The organism is Hoylesella enoeca JCM 12259 (assembly GCF_000613405.1).
Lineage (GTDB): Bacteria > Bacteroidota > Bacteroidia > Bacteroidales > Bacteroidaceae > Prevotella > Prevotella enoeca.
The window spans coordinates 116,415-138,389 of record NZ_BAIX01000002.1 but is presented as its reverse complement, the minus strand read 5'-3'; the positions used below and the strand labels follow the sequence as shown (position 1 = coordinate 138,389).

General features: G+C 48.0%; 20 protein-coding genes. 14 read left to right on the top strand and 6 right to left on the bottom strand.

The window, feature by feature from the left end; genetic code table 11:
- Window positions 1-3: 3 nt before the first annotated feature.
- Genes JCM12259_RS01460 through rsmD form a run of 3 tightly spaced genes read left to right on the top strand, consistent with a single transcriptional unit; the run spans window position 4 to window position 1,815 of the window.
- The gene (locus JCM12259_RS01460; protein WP_025065152.1) at window positions 4-486 is read left to right on the top strand and encodes a hypothetical protein; all 483 of its coding nucleotides are present in this window, start codon (window positions 4-6) and stop codon (window positions 484-486) included.
- Window positions 467-1,285, top strand: coding sequence for a DUF3822 family protein (locus JCM12259_RS01455; protein ID WP_025065151.1), 819 nt, complete (start codon window positions 467-469; stop codon window positions 1,283-1,285). Before JCM12259_RS01460 ends, JCM12259_RS01455 begins: the two co-directional genes overlap by 20 nt.
- A complete protein-coding gene (gene rsmD / locus JCM12259_RS01450; RefSeq protein WP_025065150.1) occupies window positions 1,282-1,815 on the top strand; it encodes a 16S rRNA (guanine(966)-N(2))-methyltransferase RsmD in 534 nt (177 codons plus the stop codon). The genes JCM12259_RS01455 and rsmD overlap by 4 nt, the downstream gene beginning before the upstream one ends.
- 1,040 nt (window positions 1,816-2,855) lie before the next feature.
- Here the strand turns inward: rsmD and JCM12259_RS01445 are convergent.
- The 5 genes from JCM12259_RS01445 to JCM12259_RS13120 all read right to left on the bottom strand — a co-directional run bounded on the left by JCM12259_RS01445 (window position 2,856) and on the right by JCM12259_RS13120 (window position 8,835).
- A complete protein-coding gene (locus JCM12259_RS01445; RefSeq protein WP_234396503.1) occupies window positions 2,856-3,362 on the bottom strand; it encodes a hypothetical protein in 507 nt (168 codons plus the stop codon).
- A gap of 156 nt (window positions 3,363-3,518) precedes the next feature.
- The gene (locus JCM12259_RS17005) at window positions 3,519-5,018 is read right to left on the bottom strand and encodes a hypothetical protein (RefSeq protein ID WP_234396502.1); all 1,500 of its coding nucleotides are present in this window, start codon (window positions 5,016-5,018) and stop codon (window positions 3,519-3,521) included.
- A gap of 398 nt (window positions 5,019-5,416) precedes the next feature.
- Window positions 5,417-6,766, bottom strand: coding sequence for a coiled-coil domain-containing protein (locus JCM12259_RS16870; RefSeq protein WP_025065148.1), 1,350 nt, complete (start codon window positions 6,764-6,766; stop codon window positions 5,417-5,419).
- A gap of 113 nt (window positions 6,767-6,879) precedes the next feature.
- The gene (locus JCM12259_RS01425) at window positions 6,880-8,223 is read right to left on the bottom strand and encodes an OmpA family protein (RefSeq protein ID WP_025065147.1); all 1,344 of its coding nucleotides are present in this window, start codon (window positions 8,221-8,223) and stop codon (window positions 6,880-6,882) included.
- A gap of 366 nt (window positions 8,224-8,589) precedes the next feature.
- Entirely contained in the window at window positions 8,590-8,835 is a 246-nt protein-coding gene (locus JCM12259_RS13120; RefSeq protein WP_025065146.1) for a hypothetical protein, read from the bottom strand.
- 350 nt (window positions 8,836-9,185) lie between these two features.
- On the opposite strand from JCM12259_RS13120, the gene JCM12259_RS17580 reads away from it, so the two are divergent.
- From JCM12259_RS17580 to JCM12259_RS13110, 4 genes are all read left to right on the top strand, one after another.
- Window positions 9,186-10,649, top strand: a complete 1,464-nt coding sequence (locus JCM12259_RS17580) for a tetratricopeptide repeat protein (protein WP_309546391.1) — start codon at window positions 9,186-9,188, stop codon at window positions 10,647-10,649.
- An 8-nt stretch (window positions 10,650-10,657) separates the two neighbouring features.
- On the top strand, window positions 10,658-12,010 hold the full coding sequence (locus JCM12259_RS17575; protein ID WP_309546390.1) for a hybrid sensor histidine kinase/response regulator transcription factor: 1,353 nt from the start codon (window positions 10,658-10,660) through the stop codon (window positions 12,008-12,010).
- 152 nt (window positions 12,011-12,162) lie between these two features.
- Window positions 12,163-12,630, top strand: coding sequence for a nucleoside deaminase (locus tag JCM12259_RS01405; RefSeq protein WP_025065145.1), 468 nt, complete (start codon window positions 12,163-12,165; stop codon window positions 12,628-12,630).
- 15 nt (window positions 12,631-12,645) lie between these two features.
- Window positions 12,646-13,866, top strand: a complete 1,221-nt coding sequence (locus JCM12259_RS13110) for an anaerobic sulfatase-maturation protein (RefSeq protein ID WP_036888348.1) — start codon at window positions 12,646-12,648, stop codon at window positions 13,864-13,866.
- A 74-nt stretch (window positions 13,867-13,940) separates the two neighbouring features.
- On the opposite strand, the gene JCM12259_RS01395 is transcribed toward JCM12259_RS13110, so the two are convergent.
- A complete protein-coding gene (locus JCM12259_RS01395) occupies window positions 13,941-15,170 on the bottom strand; it encodes a BaiN/RdsA family NAD(P)/FAD-dependent oxidoreductase (RefSeq protein WP_025065144.1) in 1,230 nt (409 codons plus the stop codon).
- Window positions 15,171-15,359: 189 nt separating this feature from the next.
- Here JCM12259_RS01395 and JCM12259_RS01390 point away from each other — a divergent pair, with 189 nt between their 5' ends.
- From JCM12259_RS01390 to rplD, 7 genes are all read left to right on the top strand, one after another.
- On the top strand, window positions 15,360-15,683 hold the full coding sequence (locus JCM12259_RS01390; RefSeq protein WP_025065143.1) for a DUF3467 domain-containing protein: 324 nt from the start codon (window positions 15,360-15,362) through the stop codon (window positions 15,681-15,683).
- 1,163 nt (window positions 15,684-16,846) lie between these two features.
- On the top strand, window positions 16,847-17,230 hold the full coding sequence (rpsL, locus tag JCM12259_RS01380) for a 30S ribosomal protein S12 (RefSeq protein ID WP_021582876.1): 384 nt from the start codon (window positions 16,847-16,849) through the stop codon (window positions 17,228-17,230).
- 299 nt (window positions 17,231-17,529) lie between these two features.
- Window positions 17,530-18,006 (top strand): 30S ribosomal protein S7, encoded by a 477-nt coding sequence (rpsG, locus tag JCM12259_RS01375; RefSeq protein WP_025065141.1) that lies wholly within the window; start codon window positions 17,530-17,532, stop codon window positions 18,004-18,006.
- A gap of 24 nt (window positions 18,007-18,030) precedes the next feature.
- Window positions 18,031-20,145 (top strand): elongation factor G, encoded by a 2,115-nt coding sequence (gene fusA, locus JCM12259_RS01370; RefSeq protein WP_025065140.1) that lies wholly within the window; start codon window positions 18,031-18,033, stop codon window positions 20,143-20,145.
- 94 nt (window positions 20,146-20,239) lie between these two features.
- Window positions 20,240-20,545 (top strand): 30S ribosomal protein S10, encoded by a 306-nt coding sequence (gene rpsJ / locus JCM12259_RS01365; protein ID WP_021582852.1) that lies wholly within the window; start codon window positions 20,240-20,242, stop codon window positions 20,543-20,545.
- Between the two features lie 178 nt (window positions 20,546-20,723).
- Complete coding sequence (gene rplC / locus JCM12259_RS01360; RefSeq protein ID WP_025065139.1) at window positions 20,724-21,338, top strand: 50S ribosomal protein L3; 615 nt, start codon at window positions 20,724-20,726, stop codon at window positions 21,336-21,338.
- On the top strand, window positions 21,338-21,967 hold the full coding sequence (rplD, locus tag JCM12259_RS01355) for a 50S ribosomal protein L4 (RefSeq protein ID WP_025065138.1): 630 nt from the start codon (window positions 21,338-21,340) through the stop codon (window positions 21,965-21,967). Before rplC ends, rplD begins: the two co-directional genes overlap by 1 nt.
- Window positions 21,968-21,975: the final 8 nt, after the last annotated feature.

The window sequence follows — 21,975 nt, the reverse complement described above, 5'->3', positions numbered from 1 at the left end:
GTAATGAGTTTTGAAATCAAGCATAATTATCTCCTTGTCATGTGTGTGTTGGCCCTGGTTGCGGTCTGCTTTCTCAGCGTCTATGCACCGATCCGATTCAAACGCGAGCGAGATAAGCGCGAAACTGTCGTCAAACGACGACTGATCAAGATCAGGGCGGCCGAAGAACGCTATCGGAAAGCAACGGGAACTTATGCCGGCGATTTTGCTACTCTCGTGCGCTCGGGATGCATGGCAGACTCGCTCGCTTTCATTCCTTATGCCGGCGGCAAGCGCTTTAACCTCGCCGCATCTTCCCAAATCATGAAATCGGGTAAACAAATACCGCTGATGGAATGTGCTGCCGAATACACATCTTATCTCAACGGACTTGATCAACGTTCTGTCGATGCACTTGTTCAGGAAGCTATTGCAGCCGGCCGATACCCCGGTTTGAAGATAGGCGACGTCACAACAACCAACAACAATGCAGGAAACTGGGAATAATCGAATCGTCAAACAGCCGCGAATCACGCTGCGAATCACGGAGAATGCTTTGTCATTTGCCGTTGTCGATACGTCGGTCGATGCACAAGTGGTGTTCGAACCATATATCATCAAGAGCGGCATATCGATGGCAGCTAATCTGCGCGAGGCTTTCAAGACATCCGAATTGTTGTCCTACGACACGTCCAGAGCACAAGTCTTGCTTGACACGCCGGTGTTGCTCATCCCTTTGGAAGAGTTTGACGAGACAACAAGTGCACAACTCTATCATCACACTTTCCATGGTTTTGAAGGCGATGTCATTCTTCATAACGTTCTCGCAAACCTCAATGCCGTGACTATTTTCAGCATCAATAAAGATTTGAAACTCGTCATCGACGATCATTTCAGTGATGTGCGGTTTATTGCCTTGATGCAACCCGTGTGGTCCTATCTGCATCGGCGTAGCTTCACGGGGATGCGGCGGAAACTCTTCGGATACTTTCACAATGGTAAGTTGGATATTTGCAGCTTCGATAAGAATCGTTTTCGGTTCAGCAACAGTTTCTCGGCGCCGCATTCGCGCGATGCCGTTTACTTCCTGCTCTATGTCTGGAAGCAACTCGCCTTAGACCCCAAACGCGACGAACTGCATATTGCCGGCGACATTCCCGACCGAGAATGGCTCACCGAAGCACTGCGACATTACTTGCAAAATGCTTATGTCATCAATCCGACGGCAGACTTCAACCGTGCTCCCGTGACGCAAATCAAAGGGATGGCATTGGATATTATGACGCTATTTATCAAAGGACGATGAGAGTTATAACCGGAATTTACAAGGGCAGACACTTTGATATTCCACGCAATTTCAAAGCGCGACCCACCACGGATTTTGCTAAGGAGAATATCTTTAATGTGCTTACGCGCTACATCGATTTTGAAGATGCAGCAGCCCTCGATCTCTTTGCCGGTACGGGTAGCATCTCCTTAGAACTCCTTTCGCGCGGATGTGCCTCGGTGATCAGTGTGGAAGCCGACCGTGATCATGCCAACTTCATCCGTCAGTGTATGAAAAAAGTGGGCACCGAAGGGCATATCCTTATCCGAGGTGATGTTTTCCGTTTCCTGAAAACATGTCGCGCCCAATTCGATTTCATCTTTGCCGATCCGCCATACGATCTCCCTGAATTGCCGACAGTGCCCGATCTCATTTTCCAACACGATCTGTTGAAGCCCTCGGGTGTGCTGGTTTTCGAACACGGCAAGCACAATGATTTCTCTGCTCACCCCCATTTTGTTGAGCATCGCAGTTATGGCAGCGTGAATTTCAGCGTCTTTCAAAGGTGAAGAAGCCAAAAGATACGGTGCCCTTTTCAAGTAGAAGTGCAAAATCGCTATGGTGAAACAAGAATGAAAAACATTGCGGAGGTTTGCCTTGCGGCTGAGGCGCGAAGTCCCAAAGAACATTAGCGGAAAGCTTGAGCAATATAAAAAAGGAGAAAGACTTTCGTCCTCCTTCCCAAGATTAATTCATTGTATTGTGAAATATCATCAATTAACCTCCGAACAAAAAACATGATTCAAGAAAGGATAGCTTCACTTCGCACTTGCTTATGAAAGCCGCCCTATCGCCCTGTAAAGTTAATGTATGTTATTAATCAGGCGGTCTTGTTTCTTTTATATATATTTGCTAAAAATATTAGAAGAGGCTACCTTTTGAACGAAACGAAGCAGAACGGTGATCGAATTAAAAGCTTTGGATTGGTGCAAATAAGCACGTAGAGTTGAATTGACGAGCCTAAGGATTTTGGATACTAACCTCTTTAACCGATGACAAAGAACGGTAAACATCCCCACATCTACGTTTGCAGGCACAGACAGAGTTGTCACTGCAAACCGTAAGTATGATCATAAGTTTTGTTCCAATATAAATAAATAAAATGGTGTTAAATTAGATTCTCTCGGACGGGATAACCGTTGTATGTAAAATCTTTGACATTAAGAGAATAGATATGGACAATGTCCGGTTCGGCGGAACCAAGAGGACGTCTCATATCAATGAAATAGGATAACAAGGATTGGGACTGAAGCCTTAGGGCGGATGTCTCGGCCAACCGTAGGTAGTAAGTTTCCTATAGGTAAAAAGGTTGGTTGGACCTCGTGAGTTGCGAAACTGTACGGGGTCCTTTTTTGTGGAAAGGTGAAAAAGAAAGAGATGAAAAGGGGGAGGATAAGAAGGAGTGGCAGGTAGGATAAAAACAGAAAAGGAGGGCAGACACTTGGTTTGCTTTTGGTGCTGCCCTCCGACGAGAGAGTGTAAAAATGTCTTTGCTGATTCAATAATATTCTATCTTTCTAATCTTTCCATTTTCCCTGCACATGGACACCTATGCCTGTGTCATCTTGCCGCTATAGCTCAGAACTAGGGTGTGCTCTTTACCGTCTCTGTCTTTTACGCGACCGTTTTTCAGCCGAATGTTGAGGATGCCTTTGATCGAACCTGTAAATTCGAGGGTACCGGTGTTGAAGACAGGTACGGACTGTTCGGGGTTGCCTGAAGCTTCGATGAACCTGGTGTAGCCACCTTCGCCGTTGGACTTATAGTAGTCTACCGTCCAATTAAAATAAAAGTTGTCGGCGTTTTTCTTTGTTTTTTCGGTCAGCTTGATGGGGATGCCGAACACGTCTTCGTTAATATGTAACACCACTCGTTCATTTCCGTCATCCGAGAGGGAAAGGTAGATACGGTAATTACCGTCGCCCTCGTTGTCGTATTCGGCCCTAATAATGGGTTTGCCAACGTCGTCGAGGGTCACGGTGTTAGTGAACTTGGGTTCGGGAGTTGGGTCATCGGATTTGTCACTCGAGCAGGCGGTAAATGCGGTGCTCATCATTAACACTGCTGCAAGGGCGAAAACTGCTTTCGCTGCGCTTGCAAAAAACTTTTTTGTTCTCATAAATTCTTGTGCCCCCCTGATGACCCGCGTGATTTGTGTTTGTGCGAGAACGCCGTGTCGGGGGCTGTGGGCGTTTGGGGTTATGAAATGTTCTTACTTTTTCACCACTTTTTTACCATCGACAATGTACACGCCCTTGGGCAGATCTTTCAGTTCACCCGACAGGCGCACACCGCCGAGGGTATAGATGCCGCGCTTCTTCTGCGGCACGTCGACTTTCACGCCTTCGATGCCGGTAGCATCCTTGGTGATCACCACCCAGTCAGTTACTATCTTATCGTCTGTGCCGAAGAGGGAGTAGGCTACATTGGTATCGTACTTTTTCCAGTATGTTCCCGCGGGACTTGTGATTGTGCAGCCGGTGAACTCGGGGGTATCATACATATTGCAGAGGCTGCCGGCACCGCTGCCCTTGGCGCGGATGTTGCAGTGGTCGAACTTCCAATGGCCTTCCGAGAGTCCGTCCGTTCCTCCGACGACTTCCAGGGCGCAATTGCTCACGGTAACTGTGCCATAGTTGATAAAGCCGAAACGGTAGTATTCATTGCTTGCCGTCGTTGATCCATTCACTGTGAGTTTGCCCTCGCCTGTGATGTTGAGTGCCGCAGCCTGGCCATTTCGTATTCCCCCGCTGTTTTCGGCCGTGATGGTGTTCTTGCCGATGAGGCGGAGCGTCAGGCCGGAGATACCGTTCTCAATCCCGATACCGCCATTGCCCCCTGCGGTCGTGTTGATGGTGGCATTGTCAAGCGTAAGCGTTTTGGTCTCGGGGTCGTATCTTGCCTTACCCGATATGCCGGGGATGGTGCTGAGGTCGGCGCAGTTGCCCGAGCTTACCTGCGTGCCGGCAATCCAGAGGTTGTAAGTGGTTGCGGGTTTGATGGTTACTTCGCCATAGTAGGTGTCGCCGTCTGTGCCGACGAACTCGTAGTAGTTGTGTTCGTATGTCTTGCCGAACTTCACACCGGGCGTGCTGACATAGCAGTTTTTCAGATAGTAGTGTTTGAGATAGCCTATGCCTGAGCACTTCCAGCCCCAGCCGCCGGTGGCGCCTTTCACCTTGACCGTGGCGTTGTCCACCACAAGGGTCAGGATCTCCGTATTTTCTCCATTGTGATATCCGATGATACTATAATCCTTTCCCTGCACATCGAGCGTGCAGTCTTTGATGGTTAGCGTGCAGGGCTTGCTTCCATTTGTTATGGCAGCATTGGCTTCGCTGCGTGCCGTGAGCGAGCCTGTGCCCGAAATCTCTACGTTGCCATTCTCCCAATAGAGTGTCTGCCACTTCGTGCTCACGGTGTTTTTGCCCACGAGTACGATCTTGAGTTTGGGAATATTGTTGCAATGGAGGAAACTGTCGTCCTGGTTTTTCACCTTGACGTTGTTGAGGGTGAGCGTGGTAGTGGCTTGGTTCCACTTTGCCGTACCGCCGCCGAGGGGGATGGTGGCGTCAGCGTAGTACACCTTTCCGCAAAGCCTCATTGACATTTCCGACTTCTGCGCCTGCACCTGCTGCGGCAGTGCAAACATAGTGATGAAGAGTGCGGCTATCGTGGCGTAGATGTTTCTGAGTAATGGTTTGTTCATCATAAAGGTGCCCCCCTGATGACCCTCCCCCGAGGAGGGAACGCCGTGTCGGGGGCATGGGCGTCTGGGTTTGTGTGTAATATAAGTTAGGAGCGAGTCCCCTCCTCTGATCTTTCTCAGTGGGGAGGGAATCTCGCTCAGAAGAGTGATGAGTGACAAAAGGCTTTTTTATCCCTTCATCTTCTCATGGCTTGGGCTTCCCATTTCTTTCTTCCTGTGCTTGGGGTTGTCCACGGCCAACTCGGCCTTGGTTGTATCGCGTGGTGAACGCTGGCACCGAGCGAGATGAAAGCTTGGATAGCTCGTAACTCCGTTGCAGCAGAGAGGGTTAGATTTGAAGGGATTGCCATTCTTTTTATTTCCGCCACTATAGCCATCGCCGGAATCTTCTCCGCTGTTACCTAAAATTTATTTTTCAACTCTTCGAGTTTATTGACGATATCGGCAAGGGCAGCGGCAGCAGCGGTGTTGCCACTGTTCACGGATGCAATCAGAGTGTTGATGGCAGCAGTAGTGTTATCAATTGCCGTAACGAGATTGCCTTGTCCTGTGCCGAGTGCCTCAATCTGCGTCTTCATCGCATCCAAGGCAGCAACCACGGCGTCGAATTTGTCATTGTAGTTAGGCAGTGCGTTGATGGCTGTCTCGATGGCAGAAAGTTTGTCGCTGTAGTTGGGTAGGTTCTCGATGGCTGTCGTGATGGCTGTGAGCTGCGCGGTGTAATCGGGAAGAGCCTTGATGGCGGTCTCCAAGAGATCCAACTTCGCTTCGAGCGAAAGGGTCTGTGCTTCGATGGCGCCCTTGATGGCTTCGAGTTTCTCGGCTTGTGTCTTAGCTGTTTTCTTGATGATGACGCGAATAGCATTGAGCTTCTTAGAGAGTTCGTCGCGCGAATTATCAATGGCTTGGGCGATAAGCTTGCCCATCTCCTCTATCTTAACAGTCTGGTTGCTGATAGCTGTCTCCAAGAGATCGAGCTTTGTTGCGAGCGAGAGGGTCTGTGCTTCGATGGCACCCTTGATAGCTTCGAGTTTCTCGGCTTGTGTCTTGGCTGTGCTCTCGATGATGTCGCGGATAGCTTCGAGTTTATTAGAGAGTTCGTCGCGCGAATTATCAATGGCTTGGGCGATAAGCTTGCCCATCTCCTCTATCTTAACAGTCTGGTTGCTGATAGCTGTCTCCAAGAGATCGAGCTTTGCTGCGAGCGAGAGGGTCTGGGCCTCGATGGCTCCCTGGATGGCCGCGAGCTTCTCGGCCTGCGTCTTGGCTGTGCTCTCGATGATGTCGTAAATAGCCGCAAGTTTCTTGGCGAGTTCGTCACGTGATTTGTCGATGGCCGTGGCGATTAGTGTGCCCATCTCGTCAATCTTGATGGTCTGGTTGTTCACGGCCTTCTCCAAGAGGTCGAGCTTTGCTTCGAGCATGAGCGTCTGCGCCTGCATCGCTGCCTCGATGGCTGCGAGCTTGGTCTCGATAGTGGCATTGACGGAGTTGAGCACGTCGATGATGGTCTGCAACTTGGCAGCCTGATCGGCGTTCATCTTGTCGATGGCCTCGGTGAGCTTTTTGATAGCTTCCTCATTTTTGAGTGTACCGTTGTTGATGGCTTCCACCACCTTGGTGAAGTCGTTGATGACTGACACATTCATTGTGTAATTAATCTCGGGTGCGTCTTCCTGACAGGAGGTGAAGAGCGCAGGTGCTGCCAACAGCATAGCGATGGCAAGCAGGATAGATTGAATTCGTTTCATGATGATTTAAATTTTTAGGAGTTTAATTGATGGAGTTAAGGAATTGAAGGAGTTAAGGCAATGGTCTACCCTGCTTTTTCCTTTTTACTCAACTCTTTCTTTACTCACGTTTGTTAATCTTTTATATTGATGGTTACTTTTCGTCCCTCGGCAGTTGCAATGCCGTTCCGTGCGCCAATGGCTGTCTGCGGCTCAATGTCGGCCGGGACAATACCTTCTGCCCGTAGCACGTTGACCACGCTTTGCAGACGGCGCTCGCTGAGTCGCTGGTTGTGCTCTTCGGTGCCAGGCGTGCTGGCTTCGGCTACGATGGAAAACTTATGGCCCATCATCACCTGTGCAAAGAGTTTCAAGCGCTTCGCTTCCTTGGGCGTCAGTACATGGCTGTCGTTGTTGAACCGCACAACGAATGAGGGCCTTTGTGCTCTTGTGGTCTTGCTGTTTTGGCAGTCATTTAAGCGGCGTTGCAGCTCTTCGGACTTCTGCCGGAGTTTTGTCTTGTCGGCTTCAGCTCGATTAGCTCGTGCCTGCTCGGTTTCAGTCTCCCGCTGCAATGTGTTGATGCGGTCGTTCAGCGCGTCAATCTCGCCGGTGTAATACTTTGTCAGCACCTTGGCGCGGCTCGCCACAAAGTTGTAACGCAGCGTGGCCAGACCGAAGAGGAGACTCTCGGGCATTGTTGTCTTGCGGTTGAGCACCCAGTCCATCTCGCCTTTCAGACCGATCGTGAAGCGTCGGCTTATGTCGGCCTCGATGTGTAGTGAGGCAGGAATGTAGAGCTTGTTGAAGTGCTCGTGGTGATTTGTCGTGCGCACATTGCCTACGACAGTAACGCTTGACTCGTTGCCAATATTCTCGCCTTCGCCGATGGGCGTTGTCTTGCCGCCTTGCGTCTTGGTATTGCTGAAAGTGATGGCGTACTCGTTGTCTCTTGCGAAAGTGTAGCCTATGCCCGTACTCAACCAGATGTTCAGCCACAGAGTGCAGCGTCGCGGCCACAACTCCATAAAGTTGAAGCCCAAGCCCAGTTTGGCGTTGTGGTAGTTCATTAGGTAGTTGCCATAGACCTTGACAGGCATCGTCTTGGTGTCAAGCGTAGAGAAGCGTTGCTCACGACGATAGCGTGACCAGAGATACTCAGCGCCCACACGCACCCATGGGCGGATGGTGAAGTCAATGCCACCACCCACGGCAGGCGACTGCTTATAACTGCGTTTGGCATTGAGGTTCTGATACCATACATCAGTAGCCCACGACAGTCCGCCCTCGGCATAAATACTCCAAGTGCGGGTGCGTAGCTCGCTGTTTTGATCTTGCGGTGGCTGTGTTCTGCCCTCCTCTGTGTTCTGCGCCTGTGCGCCGGCGGCTATGGTTGCAGAGAACAGGACGCAGAGACCCACTCGTGCCCATCTGCCGCTGAGTGGCGGAATGAGCGGTTTCGTTCGTCTTTTGTTCATGTTATTTAAGGTACCTCCCTATTGCAACTCCTTTCGGAGCAACGCCGTGTCGGAGGCTCGGGCGTTTGGATGATGATTAAGGATTTGAATATGCTTGTTGATGGAATGAATGCACAGTCGTCTTATCCTTGCCGTCCTTGCTCGGCTTTGTCGGTGAATAGAGTGATCGAATATTTTATGTCTGCGGATGGGTTGTTGAGAGATATACGACTTGTCGATGACAGGTATGCGACTTGTGCCCCACAGGTATACGACTTGTCAATGACGCCTATGAAATTTGTTGATGAGACTTGTCTGTCAGGATTCCCGAACCGATGAGACTTCGGTCTCCGCGTGCGGTAGACACCGCTTTTGTTTTCCGAGGAATCAGAACAATTCGAGAATGAAGTTTCGGGCATATTGCCAGAACGTGTGGCGCGCTCGCTGCTTCCGCGGCGGTGGATTCTCGGGGTGCGGATCTTTTTTTTCTTCGGTCCGGATCAATTCTCCGATACGCTTGTTCACTTCCGTCTTTACCATCTCTTGGATGGTGTCGAGGAGTTGCATGTGCTCGTCCACCATATCCAGATTTTTGTCCTGTTGCGAAGTTATATCAGTCTGTCCTTGTTTCATGATGCGTATTTCGATTGGGGGCGTTGTCTCGATTCTTGTCCCGATGTCTGGCTATTGATTTAATTTTGTTGCAAATATAGAGACCGATCCATGGATGAGGCTTTGCACAATCGGTCAAAATTCTTGCAAAATCATGCAATCTTCACTTCTGCCGATCTTGCAAAATCGTGCATGAATGTTTCGGAAAGCCTTTGTATAGGGCAGGAACGGGTGTGAGATTTGCAATAATAAAGTGAGAGACTATTTGCTCATTGCTTCCAAAAAAGCAAGCGAAACGGTTGGAAATTCCTTGAAATTCTGTTATATTTGCAGCAAAAGAATCAAGAACAAGGTTATGGAAATAACATTTGATGTCCTCATCTTTAAAAATGGAGGGTAAGTGGTATTGTATGAAATGGAGCGTATTCAGAAGATGCACACCGATCGTGCTGCTGCTCGTGTCTTGCACGGATCGACCATCCGGCTTCACATCCGATGAACGGCATGTGGTCGATAGCATCGTGAAAACCGTGCACTCGGTAGACTCGCTTGCTCTGTTGCACAAGCGGATGGAGGCTACGGGCAATCAGCTCGGTAGCATAGTTGTTCTGCGGGAATGGGGAAAGGCATTGCGCAATGAAAGTCGTTTCGATGAGGCACTGCGGGTGCATGGTGAAGGACTGAAACTGGCTGAAACACTCTGTGATACCCTTGAATGGGTGCAGGCACTCAATAATATAGGTACCGTGTATCGTAGGCTGGGAGTGCTCGATGCCGCCCAAGAATATCATTATCGTGCGCTAAGGCTCAGCGAGGCATGTACGGATACTTCTTTCACAGCGAAGAAGAATCGTTTGCGATCACTCAACGGATTGGGCAATATCTATCTGACGCTGGGCAACTATGAGCGGGCCGACAGCGCATTGCGTTTAGCCCTTGCCGGCGAGAAGGCATTGGGCAGTGTGGTGGGGCAGGCCATCGACTTCGCCAATCTGGGTTCTATCTTCAAGTATCGCAAGCAGAACGACTCGGCATGGGTGTATTATCGTCATTCGATGGCACTCAACACAGAGGCCGGTAATGTTGTCGGCATCGCGCTCTGCCACACTTTCTATGGTTCGCTCTATGAAGATGCACGGCAGTATGACAGAGCTTATGCCGAATATCAAACGGCTTATGCGATGATGAAAGAGTCGAAAGACGAGTGGCACGCCTTGGAGTCGCAGATGGCACTGGCCCATATTGATTATGCTACGGGCAACAGTGTGCGGGCGCTCGACAATCTGCATCAGGCAGAAATGACAGCACGAAAGATCAAGTCGAAGGAGCATCTGGCCGGTATCCATGACATGTATTACCGACTCTATGAGCGACAAGGCGATTACCGTAAGGCTTTGGAGAACCATGTGGCGGCATCGGCGCTGCGAGATAGCATGGTGGGCATGGAGAAGATGAATAGAATACAGAATGTGAGTCTGAATGTGGAGCGTAGGCAACAGCTGGAGCAAATGGGGCGCGCACGACAGGAGCTGGAATCGGAACGCACGGCGAAACTGGGTATTCTCTATGCCGGCATACTCTTGATTGTGTTGTTGTTGCTCATCGTGGCTTTCTTGTATTATTCGGGTCGGATGAAAAGACGTAACCACCGCTTGTTGAAAAAGATGAGTCAGCTGCGCGAGAACTTTTTTACCAATATTACCCATGAGTTTCGCACGCCACTCAGCGTGATACTCGGTTTGAGTCGCGATATGGCGCAAGACAAGGAGGCATCAGGCCGATACGCGAACGGGCCTGCACCATTGAGCGCCAAGGCAATAGTCTGCTCCAACTGATCAATCAGTTGCTGGATATTTCTAAGGTGAAGTCGGCCGTGGGCGATCCTGATTGGTGTCATGGCGATATAGCCGTGCAGGTGGGAATGATCGTAGAGAGCTATCGCGACTATGCCCGCAGTCGCGGTATTGATTTACAGTTCATAGCAAAAGGCGACACGAAGGTGGATTTCGTGCCCGATTATGTCAATAAGATACTGAACAACCTGCTCTCTAACGCCTTGAAGTTTACACCTCAGTATGGTAGGGTGAGTGTCAGTCTATGGCGCGACGGGAGATGTCTGTTGCTCGATGTAGCCGACACGGGCAAAGGGATTTTGCCAGAAAGTGTTGCCCATATCTTCGAACCCTTTTACCAGGCTGAGAGCGAAGCAGCTCATCTCGGTACGGGAGTGGGTTTGGCCTTGGTGAAGCAAATCGTTGATGCCGTGGGCGGAACTATTACGGTGGAAAGCGTATTGGATAAGGGCACAACATTCCGACTCTCCATTCCGGTTAGCCATGGCAAAAAGCAGTATGCCGACGTCGGACCGAACGAGACCGTGAATACACCGCTGCTTCCCGAACACTCCGCAGTGCCGGATGACAGCGCTGCAAGCGACAACGACAGCCGCCGGTTGCTCATTATCGAGGACAATGGTGATGTTGCAGCCTATATCGGTTCGCAACTGGCCGACCGCTATGCTATCTATTATGCTTCGGATGGCCTGGGGGGATTGGAAAAGGCCAAGCAACTTGTGCCCGACCTGATTATTACCGACCTGATGATGCCTGGCATGAGCGGATTGGATGTGTGCCGACAAGTGCGTGGCGATGCCGTGATCAATCATGTACCCATCATTATTGTCACGGCGAAGATCAGCGAAGTCGACCGCGTGGAGGGGTTGAAGGCAGGGGCGGATGCTTATCTCACCAAGCCGTTTAACAGCGAGGAGCTGCGCACGCGTGTAGCGAAGTTAATGGAACAGCGTTGTCTGTTGCGTGAGAAATATTCGCAAGAGCCGGGGGATGAAGAGGATACCACATCCCAAGACCATGTCAACCGTCGCTTTTTATTGACCGTGACAGATCATATTTATCTGCTGATAAACGACGGACAAAACGTAGACGTGACACAGCTCGCATCGAGGATGTGCATGAGCAACAGTCAGTTTTATCGCAAGATGACAGCATTGACAGGCCAATCTCCTGCTGCCTACATCCAACGAATCAAGATTAAGAAAGCCAAGTTGTTGCTTGATAAGAACCCACGGATGAGTTTTAAGGAAGTGTCTGAGTTGTGCGGATTCTCTGATTATTCTACATTTATTCGCGCTTTCAAAGCTATTTGCGGTGTTACTCCCTCGCAGTATGTGAAATAACAGTAGCCTCTTTAACTGCGAAAACTGCCGTTGTTCTAATTATTTTGTCTAAATTTGCAATGGAATAACAAGAAGGTCGATTTCTGTTCGTGTATGGAACATGTATGAACGAGGATCGGTCTGAAAGCCAAAAACATGAAAAAGAGAATATGATGAATAAAGAACAATTGATGCGCAGGGCTATTGCTTTGTCGGAAGAGAGTGTCGACCGCGGCGGCGGACCTTTCGGAGCGGTTATCGCCAAAGATGGAGAGATCGTGGCCGAGGCCTCTAACCGCGTAACGATCGACAACGATCCGACGGCCCATGCAGAGGTGAATTGTATCCGGTTGGCTGCTGCTCGTTTAGATACTTTCGATCTTTCGGGTTGTGAGATCTATACTTCCTGTGAGCCGTGTCCTATGTGTCTCGGGGCGATTTACTGGGCGAGACTTGACAGAATTTATTATGCCAATGATCGTAAAGATGCTGCCCGCATAGGATTTGATGATGACTTTATCTATCAGGAGATACCGCTGAAACCCGAAGACCGACAGAAAAAGATGACGATTCTGCTGCCCGAAGCAGCAGCCCGGGCCTTTCGGATGTGGGAAGAGCGAGTTGACAAGACCGCTTATTGATCGTATGCACCGGTTATGACGAATACGATCGCTCCCTTTTCTCGTCCTCTCTACGTGATGTTGAAACCCATTGGGGCGCATTGCAATATGGCTTGCACCTATTGTTATTACCTTGAAAAGGTCAAGCTCTATGATCAGACGCCTCGTCATGTGATGACGGATGAGATGCTGGAACGTTTCACCCGCGAATATATCGAGGCTCAAACAATGAATCAAGTGCTCTTCACCTGGCACGGGGGAGAGACATTCATGCGCCCCTTGTCGTTTTATCGGCGGGCGGTGGAACTGCAACGGAAATATGCCCGAGGTCGGCAGATCGACAATGCGATACAAACTAACGGTACGTTGCTCACCGAAGAGTGGTGCCGTTTCCTAAAAGAGAACAACTGGCTTGTGGGCGTTTCCATCGACGGGCCGCAAGAGTTTCATGACGAGTATCGACGAACGCCGTCGGGAAAGCCTTCGTTTATGAAAGTGATGCAGGGTATTCGACTCTTGAATAGATATGATGTGGCATGGAATGCGATGGCTGTTGTCAGCGATTTCAATGCTGATTATCCGCTCGATTTCTATCATTTCTTTAAAGAAATCGGTTGTCATTACATTCAGTTTACGCCCGTCGTAGAGCGTATGATGCCGCATAGTGATGGTCGACATTTAGCTCATTGGCAAGACAGCATCGATTGTCTGGTGGCAGATTTCTCCGTAACGCCCGAGCAATGGGGCAATTTTCTTTGTGCGATTTTCGATGAGTGGGTGCGCCACGATGTAGGGAATTATTACATACAGTTATTCGACAGCACACTCGCTAACTGGGTGGGAGAGTCGCCCGGTGTGTGTGTCTATGCGCGGGAATGCGGTCATGCCTCGGTGATGGAATTCAATGGTGATGTTTATTCATGCGATCATTTTGTCTTTCCGGAATACAAACTCGGTAATATTCGGCAGCAAACGCTGGTCGAGATGCTGTATGGGGAGAAGCAGAAAGCATTCGGACGAATGAAACGAGATGCCTTGCCCCATCAGTGTAAGGCTTGTGAGTATCTCTTTGCATGCAATGGCGAATGCCCTAAAAATCGTTTTGCGATGACGGCCGACGGTCAACCAGGTTTGAATTATCTATGTAAAGGCTATTTCAAATTCTTTAAACATGTAGCTCCTTACATGGATTTTATGAAGCGTGAACTGCTCAACGGTCGCCCGCCTGCTAATGTTATGCGTCAGTTCAAGCATTAGTTCTCAATCCTCAGTCCTTGATTCTTCTTCGAAACAGCTCCCCACAAGGTGAGAGTTGGGGTTAAGACAGCTTGTCAATTGCTCAATTGGCCGGCTGATTGACCAGCAACGAATCCCGTAGTCCATGCTGCTTGCAAATTGAAACCACCCGTAATCGCATCAATGTCAAGCACTTCACCGGCGAAAAAGAGATTCGGACAAACTTTGCTTTCAAGTGTTTGAAGATGAATGCTGCCGATACTCACTCCGCCGCAAGTGACAAATTCGTCACGAAAACTACCTTTTCCTGTCACTGAATGAATGTCGTTGGTGAGCGTTTCGATGAGCTTATGAAACGCCTTCTGGCCTAATTCGTTCCATTGTTTGTCTGCTTCGATCGACGCTCTTTGCAGTAAATAATGCCAAACTCGGGCCGAAAGGTTGCCGGGCGAGCTACTACCAAGTTGCTTCTTGGGATGTGTTTCGGCAATCGTCGACAACTGTTGACGAACCGTTTCGGCATTGCGCTCGTTGAGCCAATTGATGGAAACATCGAAGTGGTAGTCTTGTTGGCTGACAAATCGGGCAGCATACGAAGACAGTTTCAGTGTAGCCGGTCCGCTCATTCCCCAATGCGTGATAAGCAACGCACCAGTGCTGCGATGTTTGGTTGCCGGTATCGACAAGGCAACAGGATTGATAACGGTGCCCATCAAAGCTCGAAACTCAGGCTCGCTGACATCGAACGTGAACAGCGCAGGCACCGGATCGATGATTTCATGACCTAAATCGGCCAAATAACGAAATCTTTCTGCGCGCGGCGAACCGCCCGTTGCAATGATCACTCGATCGAAAGCAGTTGCTTTCCCACCTTTGAACACCGTCTCGATACGCCCGTCGGATAAGGGGTTAAGGCGTTTCAAGGCTTGTCTCGTGCGTATTTCAACGCTCGATTGCACAGCTGTTCGCACCAGACAATCGGTTATGCTCGCCGCGTTTTGCGACCGGGGAAATATGCATTCGTCGTCTTGCGTCGTGAGCGGCACGCCCCGTTGTTCAAACCAACGATAGGTGTCGTGATGATCGAAGATATTGAACAAACGTTTGAGGAGTTGATTTCCGCGCGGATAAGCCTGCTTCAAGTCATGCACCCGAGCAAAAGAGTTGGTCAGATTGCAGCGTCCGCCACCCGAAATCAGTACTTTGGCGAGCACCCGATCCGACTTTTCAAAGATCGTGACCGTGGCTTGCGGTTGTATATTTTTAGCACTGATGGCAGCGAAAAAGCCGGCTGCGCCGCCACCGATGATCGCAATTTCGGGCATATTCTGTCGTGAAATGGTTTGCGATTGCGAAGATACGGCATTTTCAACAATAATCTACTTGAATCTCATCGTATTTTCTGTATCTTTGCAAAGTGATTGACTATTAACGGTAATAACGCTTTCGGATTTGCCGTTTAAGGGTTGATTTGTATAAAAATATTTGTTTATTCTTTTAAAAACTAATAAATAATGGCAAACGACAATCAACAAGAACAGATGCAGTTTCAACTCGATCTGAAACCCGAAATCGCTTCTGGCGTGTACTCGAATCTCGCACTTATCTCGCATTCGCATAGCGATTTCGTCCTGGATTTCGCTCGAATCCTCCCCGGAATGGACAAACCTGAGGTGTGCAGCAGGGTGATTCTCGCACCCGAACATGCCAAACGGCTCCTCCAAGCGTTGCAAGAGAACTTATATAAATATGAAAGTGAGTTCGGAAAAATCGAATTCCCAGCTCAGGAGCCACGCACGATTGCACCTTTCGGAAGCGGTAACGGAGAGGCGAATTAGGCATAGCCATTTGTCAAGATATTTGATTAAAAACCCCTGACAATACTTCGATATTTTCCAACGAAGTCATTGCCGGGCGGAAATACGCGAGTTATGCACGATTTGCAAGTTGTTGATTACCAGACGACTGTATTTGTTTGACAAACATTCTTGACTCAAAATGCACGTAAACGGACTGCTAATGGGCCTGTGAAAGATCATCTTTTGCAGGCCCATTAACCGTTTTTCAGCTTTCAACTCACTGTTAATCGCTTCTGAAAGTGGCGCGATTGTCTTCCAACTCACTCTTTTTCACTCTCAAAACACAACTTTCCCGCTCTGAATCACACGCTTTCCTGAACACTCTTTTGTCGTGATTTTTTCATGCATCTTGATGTGAGTTTGAGTCTGATAGTTTATAGAACAATAATTCTTTTATGATAATCAAATGTTTAAATCATGTTAACTTTGCGAGTTTTTTGGCGAGGATTTGATAAAAAATATGTATGTTTGTTGCGCTTAATAATAATTAGGTAATGGGGTTATGGAGTTGATGAAGATTATTTTGAGAGTGAGAGACTTTGCTTTTAATATGTTATCGTGTACATTTTATATGGAAGATGAAAGAATCAAAGCGTATGAAAGAGATGTTTAAGAGGGTCGTCGAGTTTCATGATCTTGATCGTTCAGAGTGGATTGCAGTCTTCTGCGTCTTTGTTCTAATGTGGAACAACCGAACGTATGAGCTTTTTGCACCTTGGATATGTCTGTTTTTATTCCTTTCTTGGGGCGGAGTTCGTTATCTGTTCGATGAAAATAGGCGATCCTATTGGGGACGAATTTATAAAGGGATAGCCTTTATTCTGATGGCCTATGTCGTTTTTCGGAATGTGATAGTGGATTGGGGATTTAGGTAGGAAAGCCATTCCGGGGTGCTGTTTTTAGCTGCTGATCGTGCCAAAAATGATCGGCAGACCAACTGAACAGCCCTGAAAGAATCGTAGTAAACGATTCTTTCAGGGTTGTTTAATGTTAAATGATTATAATATAATTGGTTTGGGAATGCTATATATTAGGTGTTTCCAATAATTGTTTGTACCTTTGCACGCCGAAATGTCTCAATCGAGGTGTTTCATAAAAGGTTGATATTAAACAAAATAATATATAAATTAAAAATTGACATTATGCCTACAATTCAACAATTGGTAAGAAAAGGCAGAACGGTCGTTGCCGACAAGAGCAAGTCACCAGCGTTGGACAACTGTCCGCAACGTCGCGGTGTGTGTGTCCGCGTTTATACAACGACTCCTAAAAAGCCTAATTCGGCAATGCGTAAAGTTGCCCGTGTTCGTTTGACGAACCAAAAAGAAGTGAACTCTTACATCCCGGGAGAGGGTCACAATTTGCAAGAGCACAGCATCGTTTTGGTGCGTGGTGGCCGTGTGAAAGACCTTCCTGGTGTGCGTTATCACATCGTTCGCGGTACGCTTGATACGGCCGGAGTGGCTAATCGCACGCAACGTCGTTCGAAGTATGGCGCTAAACGTCCTAAGGCAGCTAAGAAATAATACTGCCGTTAAGTTTTTAAACGGATGAGTTTGCAAGTTGGTAAGATTGCAGGTGATGCAAAACTTCGGAACTTTTACGCTGGGCTATAAAGACGGCGAAGACTCTGAAACTTAGAAACTTAAACTTTAAAAGAACTGTGAATGTGAGCTTACAGGCTAAGAGAACTCGCAGATTCACAAACTCAAATAACCCGTTTTGCTGGAGATTTGTTAATAACAGGTTGAGTAAATGCCCGAGGGCGGGCGTTGAAGAACAGTAGAGACAGCCCCATGCAGAATTTATTTATTTTCAAAACAAAATGAGAAAAGCAAAACCTAAGAAGCGTGTGATCCTGCCAGATCCCGTTTTCGGTGACCAGAAGGTCTCCAAGTTTGTCAATCATTTGATGTATGACGGTAAGAAAAATACATCTTATGAGATTTTTTATAAGGCTCTCGACACCGTAAAAGAGAAGATGTCGAAAGAAGAAAAAACACCTCTCGAAATCTGGAAACAGGCTCTTGACAACATCACTCCGCAAGTGGAAGTAAAGAGTCGACGTATTGGAGGTGCAACGTTTCAGGTTCCGACCGAGATTCGTCCGGATCGTAAGGAAAGCGTTTCAATGAAAAATTTGATCGCTTTTGCTCGTAAACGCGGCGGAAAGAGCATGGCTGAGAAGCTTGCAGCAGAGATTATGGACGCCTATAATAATCAAGGTGGCGCCTTCAAACGTAAAGAGGATATGCACCGAATGGCTGAAGCTAACCGTGCTTTTGCTCATTTCAGATTCTAAATCAATAGGAAAGGTAAAAAGAAAATGGCAAATCGCGATTTACATTTGACGCGTAACATCGGTATTATGGCACACATCGATGCTGGTAAAACAACCACATCGGAGCGCATTTTGTTCTATACGGGTAAGACTCACAAGATAGGTGAGGTGCACGATGGTGCTGCCACGATGGACTGGATGGCACAGGAGCAGGAACGAGGCATCACGATTACGTCTGCCGCAACAACTTGTAACTGGAATTATAAAGGTGCTTCTTACAAGATCAATTTGATTGATACTCCGGGACACGTTGATTTTACGGCCGAGGTTGAGCGTTCACTGCGTGTGCTCGATGGTGCTGTTGCAACGTATTCTGCAGCTGATGGCGTTCAGCCTCAGTCTGAAACGGTGTGGCGTCAGGCTGATAAATACAATGTTCCCCGTATCGGATATGTGAACAAAATGGACCGTTCGGGTGCTGATTTCTTCGAGACTGTTCAGCAGATGAAAGACATTTTGGGTGCTAATCCGTGTCCGGTTCAGATTCCTATCGGTGCAGAAGAGAATTTCAAAGGACTTGTCGACCTGATCAAAATGAAGGCAATCCTTTGGCACGATGAGACAATGGGTGCTGAATACGACGTTGAAGAAATCCCCGCAGACCTCGTTGACGAAGCCAACGAATGGCGCGAGAAAATGATCGAAAGCGCTGCTAACTTCGACGATGCATTGATGGAGAAGTATCTCGAAGGTCAAGAGATCAGCGAAGAAGAACTGATTGCTGCGATCCGCAAAGGTACACTCTCAATGGATTTGACGCCGATGCTGTTGGGTTCTTCGTATAAGAATAAAGGTGTTCAGCCACTGTTGGACTATGTTTGTGCATTCCTGCCTTCGCCACTCGATACCGACAATATCGTGGGTACGAATCCTGAGACTGATGAAGAGGAAGATCGTAAACCGTCTGAAGCTGAACCTACGGCTGCTCTTGCATTCAAGATAGCTACAGATCCATTCATGGGACGCTTGGTTTTCTTCCGTGTTTACTCGGGTAAAGTGGTTGCTGGTTCTTATGTTTATAATCCCCGTTCGGGCAAGAAAGAACGTATCAGCCGCTTGTTCCAAATGAACTCGAATAAGGAAATCCCTATGGAGAGTATCGATGCAGGCGATATCGGAGCCGGAGTAGGTTTCAAAGATATTCGTACTGGTGATACGCTCTGCGATGAGGGACATCCAATCGTGTTGGAGTCGATGACTTTCCCCGACACAGTGATCTCTATTGCTGTTGAGCCGAAGAGCCAAGCCGATATTACAAAACTGGATAATGGACTTGCCAAACTTGCTGAGGAGGATCCTACTTTCACCGTTCGCACAGACGAGCAGAGTGGGCAGACGATCATTTCAGGTATGGGTGAGCTTCACCTCGATATCATTATCGATCGTCTGAAGCGTGAATTCAAGGTGGAATGTAATCAAGGTAAGCCACAGGTTAACTATAAAGAGGCTATCACTCAGCCCGTCACACTGCGTGAAGTTTACAAGAAACAGAGCGGTGGTCGCGGTAAATTCGCAGATATTATCGTTACAGTTGGCCCGAAAGATGATGACTATACCGAGGGCGATTTGCAATTTATCAACGAAGTGAAGGGTGGTAATGTGCCCAAGGAATTTATTCCTGCGGTGCAAAAAGGATTCCAAGACTCTTTGAAGAGTGGAGTGCTTGGTGGCTTCCCGATGACAGGAATGAAGGTGACATTGACCGATGGTAGTTTCCATCCAGTCGATTCAGATCAGCTCTCATTCGAACTCGCAGCGCATAACGCATTCAGAAACGCTTGCCCGAAAGCCGGTCCGGTTTTGATGGAGCCGATCATGAAGGTGGAAGTCGTTACTCCTGAGGAGAATATGGGTGATGTTATCGGTGACTTGAACAAGCGTCGCGGTCAGGTCGAAGGTATGGATGAGGCTCGCAGCGGTGCCCGTATCGTCAAAGCTATGGTTCCGTTGGCCGAGATGTTCGGCTATGTAACAGCTCTGCGTACCATCACTTCGGGTCGTGCAACAAGCTCGATGGAGTATGATCACCACGCTCCGCTTTCAAGTTCGATTGCCAAGACTGTACTCGAAGAAGTGAAAGGCCGTACAGACTTAGTATAAGATAAGGTGAATAGAGGCACCGGATAGCGAATGACTCTTATCCGGTGCACCTCGTTCTTCATTTAAGAATAACAATAAAACAACTTCATTGACAATGAGTCAGAAAATTAGAATTAAGCTGAAATCTTATGACCACAAGTTGGTTGACAAGTCAGCAGAGAAGATTGTGAAGGCAGTTAAGGCTACGGGCGCTATCGTGAGCGGTCCTATTCCATTGCCAACACATAAGCGTATTTACACTGTAAACCGCAGTACGTTCGTCAACAAGAAAGCTCGTGAGCAATTCCAGCTCTCGGATTTTAAACGTCTGATCGACATTTACAGCTCAACAGCAAAGACGGTTGACGCACTGATGAAACTCGAATTGCCCAGCGGTGTCGAGGTGGAAATCAAAGTGTAGTTCGTCAATAGAAAATTTTTATCGGTTATTCTGTCTGTAAGCGGACAAGTGTTTGATCCTCAAAGGATAGCAATATGTGCTTTTTTAGGTGCTCATTGATGCTTAATGAGCTTACGAAAAACATCTACTTAGAAGCTGAAAGACGGTAAATTGAAAATCATTTAAATATTTAATTGAAATGCCAGGATTAATTGGAAGAAAAATCGGAATGACATCCGTTTTCAGTGCCGACGGTAAAAACATACCGTGCACTGTTATCGAAGCTGGTCCTTGTGTTGTTACCCAAGTAAAGACCGTTGAAAAAGACGGCTACAAAGCAGTTCAATTAGGTTTCGCAGAGGCTAAGGAGAAACGAACGACGAAGCCGATGCTGGGAATCTTCAAGAAAGCAGGTACAACACCGAAGAAGCACTTGGCCGAGTTCAAATTCGATGAGGAGTATAACCTCGGTGATACAATCACTGTTGAACTGTTCAACGACGCAGAGTTTGTCGATGTTGTTGGAACGTCTAAGGGTAAAGGTTTCCAGGGAGTAGTGAAGCGCCACGGTTTCGGTGGTGTTGGTCAGAGCACACACGGTCAGGACGACCGCGCCCGCAAACCGGGATCTATCGGTGCTTGTTCTTATCCCGCCAAGGTGTTCAAGGGAATGCGTATGGCCGGACAAATGGGCGGCGACCGCGTGACGACTCAGAACCTCAAAGTGTTAAAAGTGATTCCGGAACAGAATGTCTTGATCGTTAAGGGTTCGTTTGCCGGATGTAATGGTTCAACCGTATTAATTGAGAAATAATGGAAGTTAGCGTTTTAAATATCAATGGTCAGGAGACCGGAAGAAAGGTTACGTTAAACGAATCGATCTTCGGAATTGAGCCTAACGATCACGTTATCTATCTGGATGTCAAGCAGTATCTCGCTAATCAGCGTCAGGGTACAGCTAAAACAAAGGAGAGAAGCGAAGTAAGCGGTTCCACTCGAAAATTAGGTCGTCAGAAAGGCGGCGGCGGTGCACGTCGCGGCGATATCAATTCGCCCGTGCTTGTCGGTGGTGGTCGCGTGTTTGGTCCGAAACCGCGCGATTATGGTTTCAAGTTGAACAAGAAAGTGAAGAGCTTGGCTCGTCGCTCAGCTTTGTCATATAAGGCACAGGAAAATGCAATCGTTGTGGTCGAAGACTTCTCAATGGATGCCCCAAAGACAAAATATTTTGTAAATATAGCTAAAAATCTGAAAGTTGATGGTAAAAAAACACTTCTTGTTTTGCCGGAAGTAAATAAAAATGTATATTTGTCAGCTCGTAACTTACAGCGTTCTGAGGTTATGACCGCATCTTCACTCAATACTTATAAAGTTTTGAATGCGGATGTGCTTGTTGTGACTGAAAATTCGTTGAAGACCATTGATGAGATCTTGGCTAAATAATTAAGGAG